At 59.7% G+C, this 19,547-nt stretch carries 18 protein-coding genes; 10 read left to right on the top strand and 8 right to left on the bottom strand.

The window, feature by feature from the left end; translation table 11 throughout:
* Position 1: 1 nt before the first annotated feature.
* The 3 genes from AC1DE4_RS22175 to AC1DE4_RS22185 form a co-directional block, all read right to left on the bottom strand.
* Positions 2-286, bottom strand: coding sequence for a DUF1236 domain-containing protein (locus tag AC1DE4_RS22175; RefSeq protein ID WP_018856096.1), 285 nt, complete (start codon positions 284-286; stop codon positions 2-4).
* A 76-nt stretch (positions 287-362) separates the two neighbouring features.
* The gene (locus AC1DE4_RS22180; RefSeq protein WP_477883075.1) at positions 363-1,670 is read right to left on the bottom strand and encodes a hemolysin family protein; all 1,308 of its coding nucleotides are present in this window, start codon (positions 1,668-1,670) and stop codon (positions 363-365) included.
* A 286-nt stretch (positions 1,671-1,956) separates the two neighbouring features.
* Complete coding sequence (locus AC1DE4_RS22185; RefSeq protein WP_192240911.1) at positions 1,957-2,547, bottom strand: DedA family protein; 591 nt, start codon at positions 2,545-2,547, stop codon at positions 1,957-1,959.
* Positions 2,548-2,769: 222 nt separating this feature from the next.
* Between AC1DE4_RS22185 and AC1DE4_RS22190 the strand changes: the two genes are divergently transcribed.
* The 6 genes from AC1DE4_RS22190 (at position 2,770) to AC1DE4_RS22215 (ending at position 10,530) form a co-directional block, all read left to right on the top strand.
* Positions 2,770-5,841, top strand: coding sequence for an AAA family ATPase (locus AC1DE4_RS22190; protein ID WP_477883077.1), 3,072 nt, complete (start codon positions 2,770-2,772; stop codon positions 5,839-5,841).
* Positions 5,825-7,039 carry a YcaO-like family protein gene (locus tag AC1DE4_RS22195; protein ID WP_477883079.1) on the top strand — a complete coding sequence of 405 codons (1,215 nt, stop codon included), beginning with the start codon at positions 5,825-5,827 and terminating at the stop codon, positions 7,037-7,039. The genes AC1DE4_RS22190 and AC1DE4_RS22195 overlap by 17 nt, the downstream gene beginning before the upstream one ends.
* Positions 7,040-7,048: 9 nt before the next feature.
* Complete coding sequence (locus tag AC1DE4_RS22200) at positions 7,049-7,804, top strand: TfuA-like protein (protein WP_169680460.1); 756 nt, start codon at positions 7,049-7,051, stop codon at positions 7,802-7,804.
* 40 nt (positions 7,805-7,844) lie between these two features.
* Positions 7,845-9,023 carry a gluzincin family metallopeptidase gene (locus AC1DE4_RS22205; protein WP_192240914.1) on the top strand — a complete coding sequence of 393 codons (1,179 nt, stop codon included), beginning with the start codon at positions 7,845-7,847 and terminating at the stop codon, positions 9,021-9,023.
* Positions 9,024-9,045: 22 nt separating this feature from the next.
* Entirely contained in the window at positions 9,046-9,624 is a 579-nt protein-coding gene (locus AC1DE4_RS22210; RefSeq protein WP_192240915.1) for a hypothetical protein, read from the top strand.
* Between the two features lie 84 nt (positions 9,625-9,708).
* Positions 9,709-10,530 carry a pyrroline-5-carboxylate reductase gene (locus AC1DE4_RS22215; RefSeq protein ID WP_477883082.1) on the top strand — a complete coding sequence of 274 codons (822 nt, stop codon included), beginning with the start codon at positions 9,709-9,711 and terminating at the stop codon, positions 10,528-10,530.
* Positions 10,531-10,535: 5 nt separating this feature from the next.
* On the opposite strand, the gene AC1DE4_RS22220 is transcribed toward AC1DE4_RS22215, so the two are convergent.
* Positions 10,536-11,084 (bottom strand): cupin domain-containing protein, encoded by a 549-nt coding sequence (locus AC1DE4_RS22220; protein ID WP_169680464.1) that lies wholly within the window; start codon positions 11,082-11,084, stop codon positions 10,536-10,538.
* A gap of 142 nt (positions 11,085-11,226) precedes the next feature.
* Between AC1DE4_RS22220 and aptA the strand changes: the two genes are divergently transcribed.
* The 3 genes from aptA to AC1DE4_RS22235 all read left to right on the top strand — a co-directional run bounded on the left by aptA (position 11,227) and on the right by AC1DE4_RS22235 (position 15,344).
* A complete protein-coding gene (gene aptA, locus AC1DE4_RS22225; RefSeq protein WP_477883084.1) occupies positions 11,227-12,561 on the top strand; it encodes an omega-aminotransferase AptA in 1,335 nt (444 codons plus the stop codon).
* Between the two features lie 296 nt (positions 12,562-12,857).
* Positions 12,858-13,430: a dimethylsulfonioproprionate lyase family protein gene (locus AC1DE4_RS22230; RefSeq protein WP_477883086.1), complete on the top strand. Its 573-nt coding sequence runs from the start codon at positions 12,858-12,860 to the stop codon at positions 13,428-13,430.
* A 117-nt stretch (positions 13,431-13,547) separates the two neighbouring features.
* Positions 13,548-15,344 (top strand): PAS domain S-box protein, encoded by a 1,797-nt coding sequence (locus tag AC1DE4_RS22235; RefSeq protein WP_477883088.1) that lies wholly within the window; start codon positions 13,548-13,550, stop codon positions 15,342-15,344.
* Between the two features lie 29 nt (positions 15,345-15,373).
* On the opposite strand, the gene AC1DE4_RS22240 is transcribed toward AC1DE4_RS22235, so the two are convergent.
* On the bottom strand, positions 15,374-16,081 hold the full coding sequence (locus tag AC1DE4_RS22240; protein ID WP_477883090.1) for a L,D-transpeptidase: 708 nt from the start codon (positions 16,079-16,081) through the stop codon (positions 15,374-15,376).
* 214 nt (positions 16,082-16,295) lie between these two features.
* Positions 16,296-16,580: an acylphosphatase gene (locus AC1DE4_RS22245; RefSeq protein WP_477883092.1), complete on the bottom strand. Its 285-nt coding sequence runs from the start codon at positions 16,578-16,580 to the stop codon at positions 16,296-16,298.
* Positions 16,581-17,176: 596 nt separating this feature from the next.
* Here AC1DE4_RS22245 and AC1DE4_RS22250 point away from each other — a divergent pair.
* The gene (locus tag AC1DE4_RS22250; RefSeq protein WP_169680471.1) at positions 17,177-17,848 is read left to right on the top strand and encodes a spermine/spermidine synthase domain-containing protein; all 672 of its coding nucleotides are present in this window, start codon (positions 17,177-17,179) and stop codon (positions 17,846-17,848) included.
* Position 17,849: 1 nt separating this feature from the next.
* Here AC1DE4_RS22250 and AC1DE4_RS22255 read toward each other — a convergent pair whose 3' ends face one another.
* Positions 17,850-18,644, bottom strand: coding sequence for an HpcH/HpaI aldolase family protein (locus tag AC1DE4_RS22255; protein ID WP_477883094.1), 795 nt, complete (start codon positions 18,642-18,644; stop codon positions 17,850-17,852).
* Between the two features lie 19 nt (positions 18,645-18,663).
* Positions 18,664-19,527 carry a sugar phosphate isomerase/epimerase family protein gene (locus AC1DE4_RS22260; RefSeq protein WP_477883096.1) on the bottom strand — a complete coding sequence of 288 codons (864 nt, stop codon included), beginning with the start codon at positions 19,525-19,527 and terminating at the stop codon, positions 18,664-18,666.
* Positions 19,528-19,547 lie beyond the last annotated feature (20 nt).

Below are 19,547 nucleotides of genomic sequence, written 5' to 3' on the forward strand. Positions count from 1 at the left end.
ATTACCTGATGACTTCGATCACGCGATGGGTATGCGGATCAACAATGACACGTCGCTTGTTGACCACGGTGTAACCGTATGCATCGCTGCTGGGGATGGTGTGGATTTCTACCGAAGACGGCAATTCCGTCCCGACGACGATGTCGCCATCATAAACGACCGAGGGAACCTCTTGTTCGGTTATGTAGGTCCTCACCTCGCCAGGCACGGTCACGACCGTGGTCTGAGCCGAAGCGGGACCGGCCAACAAAAGTCCTGTGATTGCCGCTGTCATGAGAGCTTTCATATCTACCTCCATGTGTGAAAAGGGGAACTCCCCTTTCACGTGAAGGTTCCCTCACGACGAGCAGCGCCGATCGGCCTTATTGAAGCGTTCGGCTGGCGTCCCCTGGGGGCACTTCGGCGGTCAGGAGGAGCTTGTCGATCCTGCGCCCGTCAAGATCGACGACCTCGAATCGCCAGCCGTTCATGACAAAGCTTTCGCCCACTTCCGGCAGGTGCTTCATCTCCTCCAGTACGAGTCCGGCAACCGTCTGATATTCCCGGTCGTTCTCGACCTGGAAGCTCATGAAGTCGGCAAACTCGTCGATCGGCGTCCAGCCGGATACGAGATAGCTGCCGTCGTGGCGGCGAACGATGGCCTTCTCTCCAAACGCGTCCTCCTGAACGGCGCCCAAGATTGCTTCCAGAATGTCGCCAGAGGTAATCACGCCTTCGAAGTGGCCGTATTCGTCGTAGACCAGCACCATGTGGCAGGGTGAGCGACGAATGGCCTGGATGACATCAAGCGAGCCCGACAAGTCCGACACAATCGGCACTTCCTTGGTGAGGGTGGCGACGTCGGCATAGCCGGACGAGGCAATTGCGTCGTAGAAGTCCTTGGTCAAAAGCACCCCGATGATCTCATCGGAGCTGTTTCTGCGCACCGGCAATCGCGCCTGAACGCTCCTGCGGAGCTGATCTCGGATCTCATCGAAACCGTCCTCGACGTCGATCACCTCGACATCCCGGCGAGGTGTCATCAAGGCTCTGGCACTTCGGTCCGCCAGCCTCATGACACCGGAAATCATCGCCGACTCTTCCGTCTCAATCACACCGGCGCTCTGCGCTTCTGCCAGCACGGTCTTGATTTCCTCGTCGGTGACCATATCGGCGGACTTGCCCGATTGACCAAGAACACGAAGGATGAGGCGACCGGAAGCGTCGAGGAACCAGACGAGTGGGGCGGCCAGGCGAGACAGGAACATCATTGCCGGGGCGACTTTGCTTGCCACTGTCTCCGGCGCGCGAAGCGCGATCTGCTTCGGCACCAGCTCACCGACAATCAGCGACAGGTATGTGATTGCGACAACGACCGAGCCGACCCCAAGCGCATCGGCAGCGGCCGGTGAAAGGCCGTGCGTGCCGAGCCAGCCGGCAAGTCTCGCACCAAGCGTCGCACCTGAGAACGCACCGGACAGCACGCCGACGAGGGTAATGCCGATCTGCACGGTCGACAGGAACCGCCCTGGCTCCTCGCCCAGTCGGATGGCAATGGCGGCCCCACGGCTTCCCTGGTCGGCCAGCACTTTGAGGCGTGCGGGACGCGAGGATACGACCGCGAGCTCCGACATGGCAAGGACGCCATTCAAGATGGTGAGAATGGCAACAATTGAAATTTCGAGAAGCAAAAAAGGAACCCTGTAATTTTCGAAGCTACGGGAAACATAGGCATTCTCCCACAGAACACCAGCTGCAAGCCACGCGTAATGATGGTTTCTTCGCTTATTCCGGGATCGCTGGATTGGAGAATCCCCGATCGCCGGTCCGCAGGTGCGGAAAAGGTGGTTCGTTGGCCACAGAACCCTGAGGCCAGCAAGGCTGGCTTTCATCTGTGGTATGAAGCATCGCCAACAGATCCGACGCCGAGACAAGGTCCACGCGGCTCGACGAAGCCGAGCGGTTCGGTTGAGAGCGTCACCCGCGTCTCCAAGTGCCCGAGCGCGCGGAGCGTCGCGCCATTTCGCGCCTGACCGCATAAGCACTGACCGCGACGAGGATTGCAGCCAAAGCCAGCGCGATCAACACGTGCAAATGAAGTTCCAGCCGGCCGATCAATATCTCAACGGCGTGTCCGGCCAGGAATCCAATCGCCGTTATCGCAACGCCCCAGATCAGCGCGGCGATCGCATTGAGTATAATGAACTTCCGTGCCGAGACGTTCGAGACGCCGATTGCAACGGGGCTGATCGTTCGCATGCCGTAGATGAAGCGAAAGGCGAGGATAAAGCCTGTCGGATGTGCTTCGAGGAGCTTCGTCACTCTCGCGATCGGGTCCGATTCCAGCAGCTTTTGAACATAGGACCACTTGGTGGCGTAGCGACCTGACAAGAAGAAGAACTGGTCTGCAGCAAAGGATCCGAGACACGCTGCCAGAGCGACCTGCCAATATGGAACAAGCTGCCGATGAGCGAGGACACCACCCAGAAACGCTGCCGTTTCCCCTTCAACACCGGCCCCGATAAAAACGGCCAAGACGCCGTACTCGCCAATCAGCCTCTCCAGCAATGCCTAGCCTCCGGCCGCCCAACAACCCGTAATCTGCCCTGAATTGCGTCGTGCAGCAACGTCCGCAGGCGTATGCGAGGCGTGAAGAGCGCCAAGCTGCCATTTCCCCGGTTTGTTGCGAAAGTAGTTGCCCTGAGCACAACGACACACTCACGCAACACGCCAAGAATGTGTTAGCCTCGTCAGTAGGCGGCTTTGGCCTAGCGGCTTGGGGGAAGCGCGATGCAGGACAAAGATCCGAATGGCGCCAGAAAACCACCGGCCGGAAACGTCCGGAGGAATCCAGAGGTCGTATCCAGCGCGATCGAGCGCCGGATTGTGACGGCGCTTTGCTACGATCTTGTCGATTCAACGGAACTCTTCCACCGCATGGATCTCGAAGATTATCGCGAGTTGATATCCGCGTTTCAGGCAGCCGCCAACAAATCAATCGTCGCCCAATCGGGCGTAGTTCGGGTGGAGGCTGGCGATGGCGGGCTCGCCTTGTTTCCGATTGATATCGGAGCGCGGGATGCCGCTTCCCTTGCCATTCGTGCGGGCTTGCAAATCATCGAGACCTGCAGGCGCGTCGGGGAGACGGCCGGTCGTTCGGATCTGCAAGTTCGTGTCGGCATTGCCACCTCCGTCGCCCTTGTTCAGGAGCCTCAGAAGCAAAGCTGGACCCATGAGCCTGTTGTCGGCGTGGCACTTGCGCTCGCCACCCGTCTTGAGACCGTCGCTGCTCCCAATACAGTCTTCGTGTCTGACGAAACCTGCAGGCTGGCGGGCCGCTCGCATGCGTTCTCCTTCGAGGGCATCTGGAACCTCAAGGGGTTCGAGGCGCCGGAACGAGCATGGCGCGCACTCGGTCATAAGAATGAAGTGGACAGGTTCTATGCCTTCGGGAGGCTCGGCAATCCTTTCGTGGGCCGCGTAGAGGAGCTCGGCACGCTATCGAAAGCGTGGAAAAGCGTCGTTGCCGGGAACGGACAGACGGTCATTATCGAGGGGGACGCCGGCATTGGAAAATCACGCCTTCTGCATGAGTTCCGCAGACTGACCCGTGCAGAGCGATCGAAATCCTTCTTCTTCCAATGCGTGCCCGGCGGCTTTCACTCGACGCTGCATCCTTTGGCCAACAGCCTTACCGGCATGCCCGAGACGGGTGGGCAGACGAAATTGACGGCATCCGCAGTCGCCAGCCGGTTTCGCCGCCACGGCATACGGGACAATGACATCGCCGAGCTCTTCTCCTATCTGCTCGGAGCCGAGGGGCGCAGCGAAAACCTCGCCGGCAGCAATCCCAGACTGATCCGGGAGAGAGCGCGACAGGCAATCCCGAAAGCGATGCAGGCACTCTGTGAAAACGGGCCCCTTCTCTTTGTCGTCGAGGACGTTCACTGGATAGATCCGACTTCTCGAGAGTTTTTGATTGAGGCGGCCCGCGCCATCCTGGGGCTACCGATCCTCCTGATTGCGACCACACGCCCTGAGGCGACCATGGAATGGCCAGAGGACGCCCGTCCATCGCGACTGCCTCTAAACCCTCTCGATGCAGACCAGACGAGGCTTGCGATCGAGCGCAACTGGCCACAGCACAGAGCGGCGGAGTTTGAAGACCTGGTTGAGGTAACCGAGCGGATTTCGGGCGGCGTGCCGCTTTTCATCGAGCAGATATGCCAATGGATGTCCGAGACCACGATTACGGGTGTCACGATCCCGGAAAGCGGAGCGTCGGCGCATATCTCGACATTTGAAGAGATCCTCGAAGCACGGCTCGGCAATCTCGGCCCAATTAGAGACGTGGCACGCGCCGGAGCCGTTGCTGGCTCCCGCTTTACCTTGTCGCTTCTTCAGACTCTGCTTCCGGACTATGACAGGAAGGCGCTGGCAAACGCGGCGGATACACTGTGTAACACCGGCTTCGTAACGCATGTGCGAGCCGGCGGAACGGTTACCTATGGCTTTCGCCATTCACTGATCCAGGAGACGATATACAAACTGCTGCTGCGGCGACAAAGCCAGGCGCTTCACCGCCGCCTCTTCGACGCACTGACCGAAGACCCCGCGATCGCACCGTGGATCGATGGCGGTGCGCGTGCGGAGCATGCGGAACGTGCGGGTCTCAAGGAGACCGCCGTGGAATTGTTCATTACGGCCGGCCAGGAGGCGGCCCGTCGGTCGGCCCTGGTCGAAGCTCGCCATCATCTCGAGCATGGCCTCTCAATCTGCGACGAGCTCGGCATGGACGAGCGGGTCGATCGGCTGCGGCTATCGGCCGTCATTGCATTGGGACCAGTGCTTACCGGGACAATCGGCCTGAATTCGCCGCCAGCGCGAAAGCTTTACGAAGATGGGGTGGAAATCGCCAATCGACAACCGCTGGAAGAGAAGTCGCGATGGTTTCCAATCTACTGGGGTTGGTGGCTGACGGGTTCCGATTTTTTGACGATGCACGAACGCGCCATGGAGGTTCAGGTCATGCTGGCAGGCATCCGGGACCCGGAGGTACGCCTGCAGATGAACCACTGCATCTGGGCGATCGACTTCAACCTCGGACGTCACAGGGAAACGCAGAGAGCTGTGCGGGAAGGCCTGGCTCTCTACGACGCACAAAGGGCGACCGAAGCGCGAACCATCTACGGTGGGCACGATGCCTGTGCTTGTGGCCTGGGCCAACTGGCCCACTCGCTGTGGCTGACAGGCCAAACGCATGAATCAGACCGCGTACTAAAAGAGATGATCCAGTTCGTGAATGGCATTTCCCACCTGCCGAGCAAAGCACACTCTCTCGACGTGGAGGCTGTCGCGGCATTCTATCGCAATGATTACAAACGCTTGACAGCCATCTCGGAAGAGATGTCTGAGTTTTCCAGACAGAATGAAATGCAATCTTTGGCCGGACTTTCGCTCCTTTTCGGCGGATGGGCCGAAGCGCATCTTGGAAACGTCGCAGGCGGTTATGAGAGATTCTGCAAGGGATTTGACCTTTTGGGAGAGCTCGGCACGGTCATCGATCTGCCGATCTATCTCTCGATGCAGGCCGCAATGCTCGGCCTTGACGGCAAGGTCGATCGCGCGATCGAGGTCGCCAGCCAGGCGATCGTCAAAGCAAGGGAAACCGGTCACGCCTATTGGCTTGCGGAATTGTACCGCGTTCGGGCCATGCTGCGCGCCCGCTCCGGCGCGATGCGCGAGCTCGTCATGGAAGATTTGCGTCTTGCTGCAGAGATCGCCCAAACGCAGGGGGCGGCCGCACTCCAGGACAGAATAAGGCAGTCGCTCGAGGAGCTTGGCCTTGTTGTCGACCGATGAACCCAACGGCGCCATTTCAGGGGGCGACCTCTTCGACGAGTTTGCGGCAGAGGTCACCGCCAATCGGGGGGCATCGTTGGGCACGGCCGAGGTCGATCCGCCAGATGATTACCTGCGAAGGCTCCTACCAATCTGCCGGCATGCAGGAATAACACGCGTCGCAGACCTCACCGGCCTTGACCGGTTGGGGCTTCCCACAGTCCAGGCAATCCGTCCGGCTGCCCTTTCCGAGGTGACCTCGCTTGGCCGCGGCCGATCCATGGCTCATGCCGCCATCGGCGCGATCATGGAGACACTTGAGCGCCATTACGCCGAGTTGGTTCCCGCCACAAGCGCGGTCCTTGGAAGCGCCGATGAGCTCGCCATCCCGGAGGGCCTCTTCGATCGTCAGCTTGACGACCACGCAACATCGGCCTGGCGGTCGAAACCAACCCTCTGGATCATGGGCTATGACCTTTGCCTCCGACACACCCAAATGGTTCCTCTTGAACTCGTGCACACACGCTATACGGATCCGCCCCCGGATTTCGACGGGCTCTTCCTGCGTACCACCACCGGGCTTGCCTGCCATTCAACCTGGCATCAAGCGACTGTGCATGCGCTCTTCGAATGTATAGAACGCGACGCAATTGCCCGGGCGTTTGACACGCACGGCTTCTTCGACAGATACCGGCTTTCCCCCGAGAGCCTCGGTCCCGCCGTCGATCACCTGACCGGTCTTCTTGGGGAACACAATATATCGGCCGGGTTCTGGCATGCCCCCTCCCCGACTGGCGTTACCGTCGTCTGGTGCCAGACGATCGAGCTCGGTGGCGGCCATCCCCTGCTCGCATTGCCGACGGAAGGTTATTCGGCTGGGCAAGACCTCGCCCAGGCGGCAGAAAATGCCTTGTGCGAGGCGCTGGCGGCCCGTGCCGGAGCCATCTCAGGCGCTCGCGACGATCAGACGACGCGACACTATCACAAGCGAGTCGACAGCATTGTTGCAAAGGCCCGGCAGCTCATCCTCAATCCAGTTTCTTTCACGCAAATCGTTGACGCCCCTCCTATTTCGAGCCTCCAGGATCTGCTCGACCGCATCGAAGACGCCGAGCTTGGACCCGTTCTTGCGGTTCCCTTGGGATCACATCCAGGCGGGCCCGTTCGTTGCGTCAGGATGCTGATGCCCCGAGCCCGCCCGTTCAACGTCGTGCGCTAGGAGGTCAAAATGAGTGCGGCAGATCTAGCCGGACCGATACTGGTTTTTCTGGGGCCGACACTGCGACTGCCTGAGGCTCAGGCGGCACTTGACGCCGTTTACCTGCAGCCGGTGGCACAGGGCGACATTTTGCTTGCCGCCCATGCATTTCGTCCAAGAGCGATGGTCATCATCGACGGGCAGTTCGAAGACCGCCCATCGGTCCGGCACAAGGAGATTTTATGGGCGCTGGCGCAAGGGATCGTCGTGATCGGAGCAGCAAGCATGGGAGCGCTTCGGGCTGCGGAGTTGGGTCCATACGGCATGATCGGCGTCGGATTGATTTTCCGGTGGTACAGGCGCTGGGTGCTGACCCCAGACGATGCCGTCGCCGTTCAGTCGGGGCCGGCCGAATTGGGCTTCCCGCCGGTGACAGATGCATTGATCGATCTGCAAAGAACGTTTTCCCATCTGATGCGGCTCGGCCATATAAGCGCCGCTCAACGCGACAGCCTTACCGAAACTGCCCGGCGAATGAATTTTCGCGATCGATCCATTGAGAAGATACTTCGCGCAGAGGGGTGGCCGCGAGAAGAAATCGGCCGCTTGCGTCATCAATTCGTCCGACAGAAGGGTCTTGACGCACTAGCGGCACTCAAATTCGCGCCAGAGTTGTCTGAGAGATTTTCCGGCCGGCGCCCAGCTGAAGCCTGGGTTGCAACGAATACTTTCATTCGCGATCTCGAAGCAACCAATATTGACACTGATCTAATTAATATTTACTAAATAAACGTAAAGTTGCTTTTACATATGGGGCGAGACCAACATGGATTTGCACCCGCATGTTATGGCGGCCTCTACCGAGGCCGGCACAGGAACTCGATTCTGGATTTTTCCTCAGCCTCCGTTCATCCCTGGCTACGAGCAGCCAGATCGCGTCTGGCTGTCGATTCTACCCAACGAGATTTTCCCTGGGCCGAGCGATGCCCGCATGTATGTGGCCGATCCGCTCTACAGCAAGCAGCCCTACGGCTATTCGCGCCTGCCACCGTTTGACGGTATCAGGCGTCCACCAGTGCATGCCGGCCCTGACGGTAATTTCGACAGTCTCGATCCACTATCGCGGCCCTATCTCGGCGTACATGCCTATGCCTGCATTCACCGTGTTCTCGAGATCTGGCAGAGTTACCTCGGCCATCCAGTTCAATGGTTTTTCGATGCCACGCTTCCCAGACTGGAGATCATCCCTTTGGTCGACTGGGACAACGCCCAGGCAGGCTATGGCTTTCTGGAACTCGGACGCTCTGATGCCGGTGGAACACCCAGACCCTACGCGCTGAATTTCGATGCGATCGCCCATGAAGTCGGCCACCTGATCATCTTTTCGGAAATAGGCATTCCGGTCGGAGCCTCCCGCGAGAGCGATTTCTTTCCCTTCTCTGAGGGCTTTTCCGACTGTGTATCGCTGATCACCTTTCTCTCCTTCGATTCCGCTATCGACCGTCTTTTGCGAAGGACACAGGGCAATTTGCTGCTCTACAACGAGCTCAATCGTTTCGCCGAAACCAGCCCGGAAACCCAGATCCGCCTCGCGACCAACTTCAGGCGGATGTCGGAAGTCACACGCGACCCGCATGACCGGGCGCTACCTTTCGTCGGGGCCATGTTCGACACCATCGTTGAGCTTTATCATCGCAATCTTGTGGCCAACGGTTCTGCCGAACCGCGCCTTCTCCACGACGATTTGCGAAATCTGGCCCTCGACGAATTTGATCGCTTCCGCGCGCTGACGATGCAGTCCTTTCGTACAAGACCCCTGTTCTTCCAGCTGGCCTTGGAGAAGGCACGCGACGACGTGGGACGTGCGCTCGGCGCTTCGCTAAAGACACTTGACGCTCGGAATTTGACATTCAACCGAGCCGCAAGGTCGATCGTTGACGCCGCCGACGGTGCCGTTGCGGAAGCTCTCAGAGCAAATTTTGCATGGCGTGAAATCATCTATTGAAGCAACCCGAAAGGAGAGGGCAATGAGCGACTGCTGCAGAAATCCAGACGTCGGAAAGTCTGGCCCGTACGACCCGAGTGAGGTGCGACTATACGGACGTCCTGCAACCGACTGCACCAAAGTAGAGGTCCCTGAAGATCCTTCTCCTGACGAGGGGACGGACTGCACCGACAAGAGCAAAAGCGCGCCGAGCGTGAACATTTCGCTGCAGTATTGCCAAAAGACAATATGCCTGCCGATAGCGATAGGGCTGCCGTGGCGCGGCTTTGGAGACGGATGCCAAGGCTATCTCAAGAGCATCGGCGTTATCTACGGCTACGCTTACGAAGGGCATTGCTACAAGATGCCGAAACCGGTGATCATGCTGCTGCCGGAGATGCCAAAGACGATCGCATGGGACGATTGCGGCTGTGACTGCGGTTACTCGCCGGCGCTTGGCTACCACGTCTGGCAATTGGACAAAAGACAAAGTGCGGTCACGCTCGATGTCAAGACGGACGATCTCCAGGCGCTCGTACTCGATGAAAACATGCCCGGAAACAGATCGCCGCAGGCCTATTCACATTCCATGTCGCTGGCACCCATGCGGGCGCGGGAGTAGTCATTTCGGTTTGCGGGTCGATCGTCCGAGCGGCCCGCCTGCCTTGCCACATGGCGCGCGGAACGCTATTTCGCGGTGCGGGCGATGTCCGGCTTGACCGCGCAGCGTGGGGAGAGTGGCATGCAGACAGAGAAAATCGGCTTCATCGGGACCGGGGCAATCAGCGACGCCATGGTCAGGGGCCTGTTGACGAAGCCAGCCGCCGTCGCGCAGGTGACCATTTCGCCTCGCAACGCCGCGATCGCCCAAAAATTGGCTGCGGACTTTGCGGAAGTCTCGATTGCCGCCGACAATCAGGCCGTCATCGACGCGAGCGACGTGATTGTCCTGGCGGTGCGCCCGCAAATTGCGAAGGAGGTTCTCGGCGGACTGACGTTCCGAAAGGGTCAATCCGTTCTCAGCGTCATTGCAGCCACCGATCGCAAGACACTTCTTGAATGGATCGGGGCTGATGTTCACCTCGTCCAGGCCATTCCACTGCCTTTTGTGGCCGACCGCGAAGGCGTGACGGCCGTTTTTCCGCCGGATTCTCGCATTGCGGCGCTCTTTTCTGTTATGGGTACCGCGGTCGAATGCGAGACCAAGGAGGAGTACGACCTCTTGGCGGCGGCCAGCTCCCTGATGTCGACCGTCCTGGGAATCATGGACATTTCGGCTGCGTGGCTGGAACAACGTGGCCTCACCAAAGGCAAGGGACGCGCCTATATCGCGCCGCTGTTTACCAATCTCACGCAGACTGCGCTGCGCTCGAAAACCGTTCCGCTCAAAGAACTCAGCAGCGAGTTTGCGACGAAGGGCGGCCTCAACGAACAGGTGCTGTCCGACTTCGAGAAAAACGGCGGGCGCGATGCCCTGATCTCGGCGCTTGACCGCGTCCTGGCGAGGATACAGGGCGCCAAAGCCTGAAAGGTCTAGAATGTCGGCGGTGTGCAGGCGCTGATGACCTCGCATGCAATCGGCCCGACGCATCGGAACCGGTGCGGTCGCCGGCTTTCGAAATAATAGGCATCGCCCGGCCCAAGGATCCGACGCTCGTCGTCAACCGTCACTTCGAGCCGCCCGGAGAGAACGATACCGCCCTCTTCTCCCTCGTGAACGAGGAGGACCTTGCCGGTGTCGGAGCCTGGCTGGTAGCACTCCTTCAGGATCTGCAGGCTTCGCCCAAACAGGCTTTCTCCAACCTGCCGATAGGAGATTGGCCCCTTGCCGATCTCGACGAGCTCCTCGGCTGCATAGAATGCCTTTCGTGGCCGCTCCGGTTCGAAGGCAAAGAATTCCGCAAGACCGATGGGGATGCCGTCAAGTATGCGCTTCAGCGCCCCGACGGAAGGGTTGGAGGTGTTCGACTCGATCAGCGAGATCGTTGAATTCGTGACACCGGCGCGCTTGGCCAGTTCGCGTTGAGAGAGATTGTGCATCATCCTCAGATGACGAAGGCGGTTGCCGATATCGACGGACATGGGGCGCGTTTCACCTGTTGCGAATATCGAACATATTCAACTCGTGGCTATACATTTCAAGTGCTTACACACGCAAAGAAAAGGACTTGTCCCTTGACGCAAATCACCCAACATGTCGCCACGCACAATGGAGACTATAGCGGTGGACCAGATCAGCATTTCCAACCGGCCTTCCCTCGATCATTTCTGGATGCCGTTTACGGCAAACCGCCAATTCAAGGCCGCACCCCGGCTGCTCGCCTCAGCCGAAGGCATGTATTACCGAGATATTGACGGCAACAAGGTGCTGGACGGCACGGCTGGCCTCTGGTGCGTCAATGCCGGCCACGGTCGCCAGCGCATCGCGGATGCCGTTGCTCGCCAGCTGCAGACGATGGACTTTGCCCCGACCTTTCAGATGGGCCATTCCGTCGCCTTCGACTTTGCCGAAAGGCTCGCAAGGATCGCGCCGGGCGGCTTAAGCGCAAAACTCGATCGCGTGTTCTTCACCGGCTCCGGCTCGGAATCGGTCGATACGGCGTTGAAGATTGCGATCGCCTACCAGCGCGCCATCGGCCAGGGCACCCGCACCCGCATCATCGGTCGCGAGAAGGGATATCACGGCGTCGGCTTCGGCGGCATTTCGGTCGGCGGTCTTGTCAACAACCGGCGCGTCTTCCCGCAGATACCGGCCGACCATATGCGCCATACCCTCGACATCGAGCGAAATGGTTTCTCCAAGGGGCTCCCGCAGCATGGGGTCGAGCTGGCCGACGATCTGGAGCGGCTGGTTGCGCTGCATGGCGCAGAAACGATCGCCGCCGTCATCGTCGAGCCGATGTCTGGATCCGCTGGCGTCATCCTGCCGCCGAAGGGATATCTGGAGCGTCTGCGCGCTATTGCCGACAAGCATGGCATCCTCCTGATCTTCGACGAGGTCATCACCGGCTTTGGCCGGCTTGGGACGCCATTTGCGACCGACTATTTCGGTGTTGTTCCCGATCTCGTCACGACAGCCAAGGGTCTGACGAACGGCGCCATTCCGATGGGAGCGGTCTTTGCGCGCCGTAAAGTGTACGACGCCTTGATGGCGGGACCCGAGAGCCAGATCGAACTCTTCCACGGCTATACCTATTCCGGCCACCCGGTTGCCAGTGCTGCAGGCATTGCTACGCTTGAGATCTACGAGGAGGAAGGCTTGCTGACCCGTGCCGCCTCCTTGACCGACACCTGGCAGGACGCCCTTCACTCCTTGAAGGGGCTGAGGCATGTCATCGACATCCGCAACCTCGGGCTCGTCGGTGCAATCGAGCTTGCCTCACGCGACGGCGCGCCAGGTGCGCGTGCCTATGACGTCTTCGTCGACTGCTTCCAGAAGGGGCTGTTGATCCGTGTCACGGGGGATACGATCGCACTTTCTCCGCCGCTGATCATTGAGAGCGACGAGATCTGGAAGATCGTCTCGGTTCTGGGAGATGCACTGAAACGGGCAGAATAAAGGATCGGCGCGGCGTCGTTTCTGTTTGGCGGTCAACCGCCAAACAGAAACTCAAAGCCTTCGAGCAAAGGATCCCTGGCAACCGCATCCAGCCGCGGTCAGCATGGTCGCAAAAGGCGCTTCGAACAGTTTGCTTTTTGATCCGGCCGGGATAAGGATCGCCTCATGTGATCAAGGAGCGTTCCATATCAATGTCGAAATCCCGGTTGAGAAGGGAAGCAGATCTCCTTCTGCATCGTGGGACCAGGGCTGCCAGCGGCGACTATCCAGTGAGCCGCGCCCGTAGGCCTGTCGCCGTGCAACGCCTGATCGGCGCGTTGGGAAACATCATGCTGTCCGACGCTGCTCCATTCATGGAGAAATTTGTCGCGGGGAAAGTATTCCACCTGCTCCAGGAACCGGGCGCCATCGCAAACAAACCGGCCACCTCGCTGCCCCTGGCTCCGCAATTGCAGTTTGCCCTGCGCAATTTGACTTTGAGGGGTGAACCTTTCGCAGAGGTCGCTGCGGCCATCAATGACATCGCCAAGAGCCTCGAATGGGTTGCGAGCAAAACCGGCCCGTTTGCCAGTATCAACATAGAACATACGCATGCGCATGCGGTCGTGGCCGGCATATCCGGCGTGGAAGAGCGAAGCGACGTGGCTCTCGGCCTCACCATCATGGCGCCTTACAGCCGTTTCCCTGACCACATACAGTATCGCTCCCGCGTTTTTCTGGCGCTATCCGACTGCGAGTTCTCCTGCGATGACAAGGGCTGGCAGCGCGGTTCCATCGGTTCGATTTTTTTCAACGAAGCGGGGCACAATGTCGCGATGCGGTGCACCGCACGTCCGCTTCTGGCCGCCTGGTGCCATGTCGAACGATAACTGACTGCCCTCTTGCATTGCCTCTTGACGTCTGCGCGCCAAACCTTTGAATTACAAGGGCACTCTAGAGAGGACAAACTCCTGCGCAGCAGCGACACATATTCCGGATCAGGCGAGATGGCCGGTCGCATTTACGACCGCGACTGGGAAGCAAGCGGCATCGGCCCCTTTTCCTCGTGGCCGGCCGGACTGAAATCGGCCGTCGACATCATGCTGCCCGCCAAGGCGCAGATCGTCATATTCTGGGGCCGGGATTTCATCGCTCTCTATAATGACGCCTATGCCCCTACAATCGGGCGCAAGCATCCTCAGGCGCTCGGCCGCCCCGCCCGCGAGCACTGGAGCGAATTGTGGAGCGATCTGGAACCGCTCCTGCGACGTGTTCTTGATCACGGAGAGACAGTGGTTGCCAAGGACCGCCCATTCTATATCGAGCGACACGGCTATCCTGAGACTGTTCACTTCGACATCTCCTATTCACCGATCAGGGACGAAGCGGGAAAGGTCGGCGGCGTCTTCTGCATCGTCAGCGAGACCACTGAACGCGTCAGGTTCGAGACCGCGTTGCGGGAGAGCGAGGAGCGGTTTCGTGCCATATTCTCACAAACGGCCGCAGGCATAGGCCAGTCTGATCTCGCGGGCCGTCTGCTCTTGGTCAACAGCCGTTTCTGCGACATCGTCGGATACACGGAAGCCGAGCTTCTGAAGATGCGAGTGCAGGACATCACCTTTCCCAAGGATCTGGACAACTATGTCCAATCGTTCAGGAGGATGGTGGAAACAGGCGAAAGCTTCGACATCGAGAAACGCTACGTTCGCAAGGATGGCAGCCTCGTTTGGGTGGCGAGTTCCGTCTCGCCTCTTCGCGACAAGAACGGCGACATACGGCAAACCGCAGCGGTTGTCGTCGATATCACTGAACGCAAGCGGGCGCAGGAAGTCGAACGCCGGCTTGCCGCGATCATTGCTTCGTCCGACGATGCCATTCTCGGCACCGACCTGAACATGAGGATCACGAGCTGGAATATCGGAGCGGAGAAGCTCTATGGCTATTCAGCTGAGGAAGCGATCGGTCGCTCGGTCATCATTCTGGTTCCGGATGACAGGATTGAAGAGGAGCCTGCGATCATCAGGCAGGTCAGTGCCGGCCGGAAGGTAGAGCCTTATGAGACCAAGCGCCGCCGCAAGGATGGCGGGCTTGTCGACGTCCTGCTCAGTGTTTCGCCTATTTTCGACGCCTATGGCAGGATTGTCGGGGCCTCAAAAATAGCGCACGACATCAGCGCCCGAAAGGAGGCCGAGCGGCTCCAGACCGTTCTCGTGGGCGAACTGAACCATCGTGTGAAGAACGTGCTCGCGACCGTGATGGCGATTGCGCGACAGACGCTCGGACGCGAGGAAGCAACCCGGGCCGGCGTGGACGCTTTCGAGGCCAGACTGGCCTCGATGGCCAAGGCACATGATCTCCTGACACATGGCAACTGGGAGCAGGCCGAACTGGAAGCCGTCATCAAGCAGTCTCTGTCTCACTATCAGCGTGACAGGTTTTCGATCTCGGGCCCGAGCATCCAACTGGCGCCGCGGGCGGTTGTGTCAATCTCGCTGGCTCTGCATGAATTGGCGACGAATGCAGCCAAGTATGGTGCCTTGTCCGCACCGGAAGGCCACGTTACGATTGAATGGTCGCTTGGCGGCGATAACAGGCTGAGGTTGCGCTGGCAGGAAATGGGGGGGCCGGCCGTTACTCCTCCGTCGCGAAAGGGCTTCGGCTCGCGCCTGATCGAAAACCTGCTGGCGGCCGAGTTGAAGGGTGACGTAACGATCAGCTACGACCCAGCCGGCGTCATCTGCGAGGTCGACGCCGCTGTCGGCGCCGGGTGGGATCATGATCGTTCGAGCGATCCAGCGTCGTAATGGCGAACACCGCCTGCGTCAGGCGGTGTTCACTTCACAAGCAGTGGCGCCTTGCCTCTCACACGTTCGTAGAGGTCGATGACGTCCTGATTGAACATCCGTACGCAGCCAGACGAGGCGTTCTTGCCGATCGTTTGCCATTCCGGAGAGCCGTGGATGCGATAGAGCGTGTCCTGGCCGTCCTGAAAGATGTATAGCGCGCGTGCCCCGAGGGGATTGTTCACGCCGGGCTGCATGCCTTGCTTCCACTGTTCGAGTTTCGGATTGCGACTGATCATCGACGGTGTCGGTGTCCATGTCGGATACTTTCGCTTCCACTGAATGATTGCACGCCCCTTCCATGCCCGGCCCTGGGCACCGAGGCTCACACCGTAGCGAATGGCTCGTCCATCCTTCAGCACCAGGTAGAGAAATTTTTTCTCGGTCTCAACCACGATGGTGCCCGGCGGCTCGTCCGTCGCATAATCGACTTCCTGGCGCAAATAGTCGGGATGGACCGCTGTGTAATTTATCGGCGGCCAGCGAAACTCTCCCTCGTCGACTTCGGCATAAGCGAGGGAGTAGTCCGGCTTCTCGGAAGCCCGCTCCATCGGCGGGATCTGGGGCTCCGGCTCCGGCACAGGCGTGACTGCCTCCATCGCAGGGGCTTCGGCAGTTGCGACAATTCGTTCTGCGGGGAGTTGCGTACAAGCCGCAAGAAGCAAGGCGCCGGCCGCTGCCAACAGCGGTCGGATCATGGACGTGGCATGCAATTTCAAAGATTCCGATTCATGTTTCAGTCAGGCAAGACATCCCTACTCGCTCATACCGTGGCTGAAATGTGTTTTCGGTCATCAGAAATGCAGGACGAGGTCGCGTTAAGGCGAGACTGTTGAAAGAGGACAACAATTGGCTGTTGCCCATAGACGCGTTCCGGTTCGGCGAGGAACTCGCGGTTCCTCCCAATCCGCGCTATGCCGTTATCCGAAATCCTGAGGGGACGCTGTCCGGGGATACCGGTTCGGCCTCGACAGCTTGCACCGACGCGCCGGGCGGCCCTTTCCAAAATTCCTTCAGCATCGCCGAGACGGCCGTCTCCGGTCCCGCAATAAGCGCCGTCACGGATCCATCGGTCTCGTTGCGGACCCAGCCCGCAAGGCCGAACTCCTTAGCCCGTGCCCGCGTCCAAACGCGAAAACTGACGCCCTGGACGAGGCCGGATATCCTCACCCGAACGGCTTCAGGATTCTCGCCCATGCTCGCCTCCGTTGGTCGCGCCCGTCTAAGCAATCTGGCGCATACCGAGAGAATTCAAGGACTGCCCCGCACCCAGGCCCACGCAATCGTTAAGCATTGGCCGATATACTGCGATTTTCAACGGCATAACTGCTTGTTTTGCTGGACGAAACAGAATGACGCGCTACATTGGTAAGTGCTTCAACTTGAAGGGATCTCGATCATGCGCAGGCTTATCGCAGTGACTTCAGTGCTCCTCCTCAGTTTCGCTGGTTCGGCCCTTGCGCAAGCAAATATGGGGATGGACAGCAGCGGCCGCCTCGACGGGTCGCCGCCACTTGGAACCTCGCCTGATACCGAAGGAACAGGTGGAGGCGGGTTCTCGATACCGATCGACTTTGGTACCACGACGACGAGTACCAACTCCATACAGTGGACCGGTTGCCCCGAGGGCCAACACCGAACGGTTCGGGGTGGAACCAACACCCTTACCAATCAGGCGTGCCGGAACAACAATTGAGCAATCACTGCTAAAACGTCCCCCGCGCGCCTCGCTGGCGGTTCGCGGGGAACTTCTTTTGTGCTAGGGGAAGCGCGCAACGCGAGGCACGACAGACATGCTCCCCTGGGTCCAACTGGATTCCGCGCCCATTCCCGGAGAAAGTGGCGAATTGCGCCTCAAACAACGAGGCAGCGAATTTTCGATCATGCTGGGCTCGAACGAGCTGATGAACAGCCGCCTGAGCGGCTCGGAGGAGGCGCTCGCAAGGCTTTCCCGCGAAAAGATCGCCGGGCGTGCGCGCCCGAATATGTTGATCGGTGGTCTCGGAATGGGGTTCACACTGCGCGCCGCCCTCTCGGCCCTGCCGGAGGATGCATCCGTCACGGTTGCAGAACTGGTGCCGGCGGTGGTGCAATGGGCACGCGGTCCAATGTCAGCGGTTTTTCAGGGGTGTCTCGACGATCCGCGCGTCGCCATCCATCATGGCGATGTTGGCGAACTGATCCGGCAAAGCAAGGCGAAATTCGACGCCATCCTGCTTGACGTCGACAATGGGCCGGACGGCCTGACGCGTCGTTCCAACGACAGCCTCTACGATTTCGCTGGCCTGCGTTCCGCACGCGATGCCTTGCGACCCGGAGGTGTTCTTGCCGTCTGGTCATCCGGGCCGGATGCCGGTTTCACCCGTCGGCTTCGTGACTGCGGCTTTGCCGTCGAGGCCGTCAATACGCGCGCCAACGGAAAACGCGGAGGCGCGCGTCATGTCATCTGGCTGGCCGTCAAGTAGTTCAGCTTGACTGAACGCGTCGCGCGGCGGCAATCGCGCTCGCGGCGCCCGAGCGTAGCTGTTGCGTGTCGGCCCCGGCAATGACGAGATCGAAGCCCATCTTCAACAATTCTCCGGCCCGCTCGCCGTTACTGCCGAAGACACAGCCGAATTTGCCGTGAGCACGGCAACGGGCGATGAGGTGCTTGAGAACGCCGTCGACCTCCGCCGTGTCAGGTGCCAGCTTCGTTCCATTTGACAGGGCAATCGAGAGATCGGACGGGCCGACGAAAATACCGTCAATTCCCTCAACACGCATGATTTCATCCGCAGCATCAAGGGCTGCACGCGTCTCGATCATGGCAATGGCCAGGGTCTCTTCATTCGCGGTCGCGAGATACTCAGCGGCCGAAAGTCCCGTGTGGTTGATCGCCAGCGTCGGCCCCCAGCTGCGCTCGCCGACCGGCGGATACTTGGTGGCCTTGGCGAAGGCCTCGGCATCAGACACCGAGTTGATCATCGGCGCAATGATGCCCGAGGCTCCCGCATCGAGAAGACGCGAGGCCGATGCGAAATCACCGACCGGAATTCGGGCGAGCACCGGCTTGCCGGCGAGCCGCCCCTGGCCAATGCCAACGGCTGCCGATCCGATATCCCAGACGCCATGCTGCATATCCAGCACGATGGCATCGAAGGCCTCTTGCGCCAGGTGATTGACGAAAAGCGGATCGGGAATGCCGATCCACGCGGAAATCAATCCGCCCCCACCGCCTCTGATCCGCCTTGCGAAGCCGTCGATCGTCGTTGCGCCAGTCATGCCATGCTCCTTTCGCGGTTTAGCCAGCCGCGCGCTGCTTTTCCTGATGGAAGTCCTCGATGAATGCCTTTTCAAGCAGGATACCGTCCCACTCATCGGCAAAGAACGGTGAATCGTAGATCAAGGTATACGGTCCGCCGTAACCTGCCGTCCGGCACGCTTCCAGGCACTTGCGGTAGTCCGCGCTGTCAAGCCCCGCTTCATTGAAATCGGCCTTGGCGTGGCAGAGTTCCGCACGGCGCATGATGTCGGAAAGCCCTGCGTATTTTTCAGGCGCAGCCCAGTTTCCGAGGTCGCCATTCAGGCCGACTTTGCCCTGCAGTGTATCGAGCAGCCAATTGGTTTCCTTCGGCGAAGGCAGAAGGTCGAACCAGTTCTCCGTGACAATGCGAACGCCGCTGTTCTCGGCCTGCTTTCCAAGCCAACCGAGATGGCCCGCGGCCCGCTCAAGGTTTTCTGCGGTCGGCATCTGCTTGCCGGCGATCACCCGCATGTTCCTGGCGCCAAGCGCTTCCGCGACCCCAATCCAGCCGGCAATCCACTGAATGTCGCGTTCCGCGGTCTCTGGATGGCTGGGATCGCCATCTTCGACGAGGAGTGTCTGAAGCAGGATGCCGGCGTCCTGAATCGCTGAGCGCATCTCCGCGAGATAGGCGGCTTCGATGCTTGGCAGATGGAACGAGCATATCTCAAGTCGCCCGATACCACGCTTGGCAAGTTGCCCGGGAATGTCGGTCAGCGGGGAACGCCCCGGCCCATATGGCTCCTTGGGCGCTGCACTTTTTTCCGGATCGGCGCTGTAGGGATAGACGGCCCCCAAGAGCCGATGCAGCGACCACGTCGAAACTGCAAAACGTCCATTCTCCAAATTGCTTTCAGTCATGTTCTCCTCCCGGCAATGCC

This window comes from Rhizobium sp. 10N414, from assembly GCF_056394785.1.

Coding starts and splice junctions, on each gene's coding strand:
- AC1DE4_RS22200 (WP_169680460.1), top strand. CDS start 7,049: ATGAGTGCGGCAGATCTAGCCGGACCGATACTGGTTTTTCTGGGGCCG.
- AC1DE4_RS22260 (WP_477883096.1), bottom strand. CDS start 19,527: ATGACTGAAAGCAATTTGGAGAATGGACGTTTTGCAGTTTCGACGTGG.
- AC1DE4_RS22210 (WP_192240915.1), top strand. CDS start 9,046: ATGAGCGACTGCTGCAGAAATCCAGACGTCGGAAAGTCTGGCCCGTAC.
- AC1DE4_RS22190 (WP_477883077.1), top strand. CDS start 2,770: ATGCAGGACAAAGATCCGAATGGCGCCAGAAAACCACCGGCCGGAAAC.
- AC1DE4_RS22235 (WP_477883088.1), top strand. CDS start 13,548: ATGGCCGGTCGCATTTACGACCGCGACTGGGAAGCAAGCGGCATCGGC.
- AC1DE4_RS22240 (WP_477883090.1), bottom strand. CDS start 16,081: ATGATCCGACCGCTGTTGGCAGCGGCCGGCGCCTTGCTTCTTGCGGCT.
- AC1DE4_RS22175 (WP_018856096.1), bottom strand. CDS start 286: ATGAAAGCTCTCATGACAGCGGCAATCACAGGACTTTTGTTGGCCGGT.
- AC1DE4_RS22245 (WP_477883092.1), bottom strand. CDS start 16,580: ATGGGCGAGAATCCTGAAGCCGTTCGGGTGAGGATATCCGGCCTCGTC.
- AC1DE4_RS22215 (WP_477883082.1), top strand. CDS start 9,709: ATGTCCGGCTTGACCGCGCAGCGTGGGGAGAGTGGCATGCAGACAGAG.
- AC1DE4_RS22255 (WP_477883094.1), bottom strand. CDS start 18,644: ATGACTGGCGCAACGACGATCGACGGCTTCGCAAGGCGGATCAGAGGC.
- AC1DE4_RS22205 (WP_192240914.1), top strand. CDS start 7,845: ATGGATTTGCACCCGCATGTTATGGCGGCCTCTACCGAGGCCGGCACA.
- AC1DE4_RS22250 (WP_169680471.1), top strand. CDS start 17,177: ATGCTCCCCTGGGTCCAACTGGATTCCGCGCCCATTCCCGGAGAAAGT.
- AC1DE4_RS22220 (WP_169680464.1), bottom strand. CDS start 11,084: ATGTCCGTCGATATCGGCAACCGCCTTCGTCATCTGAGGATGATGCAC.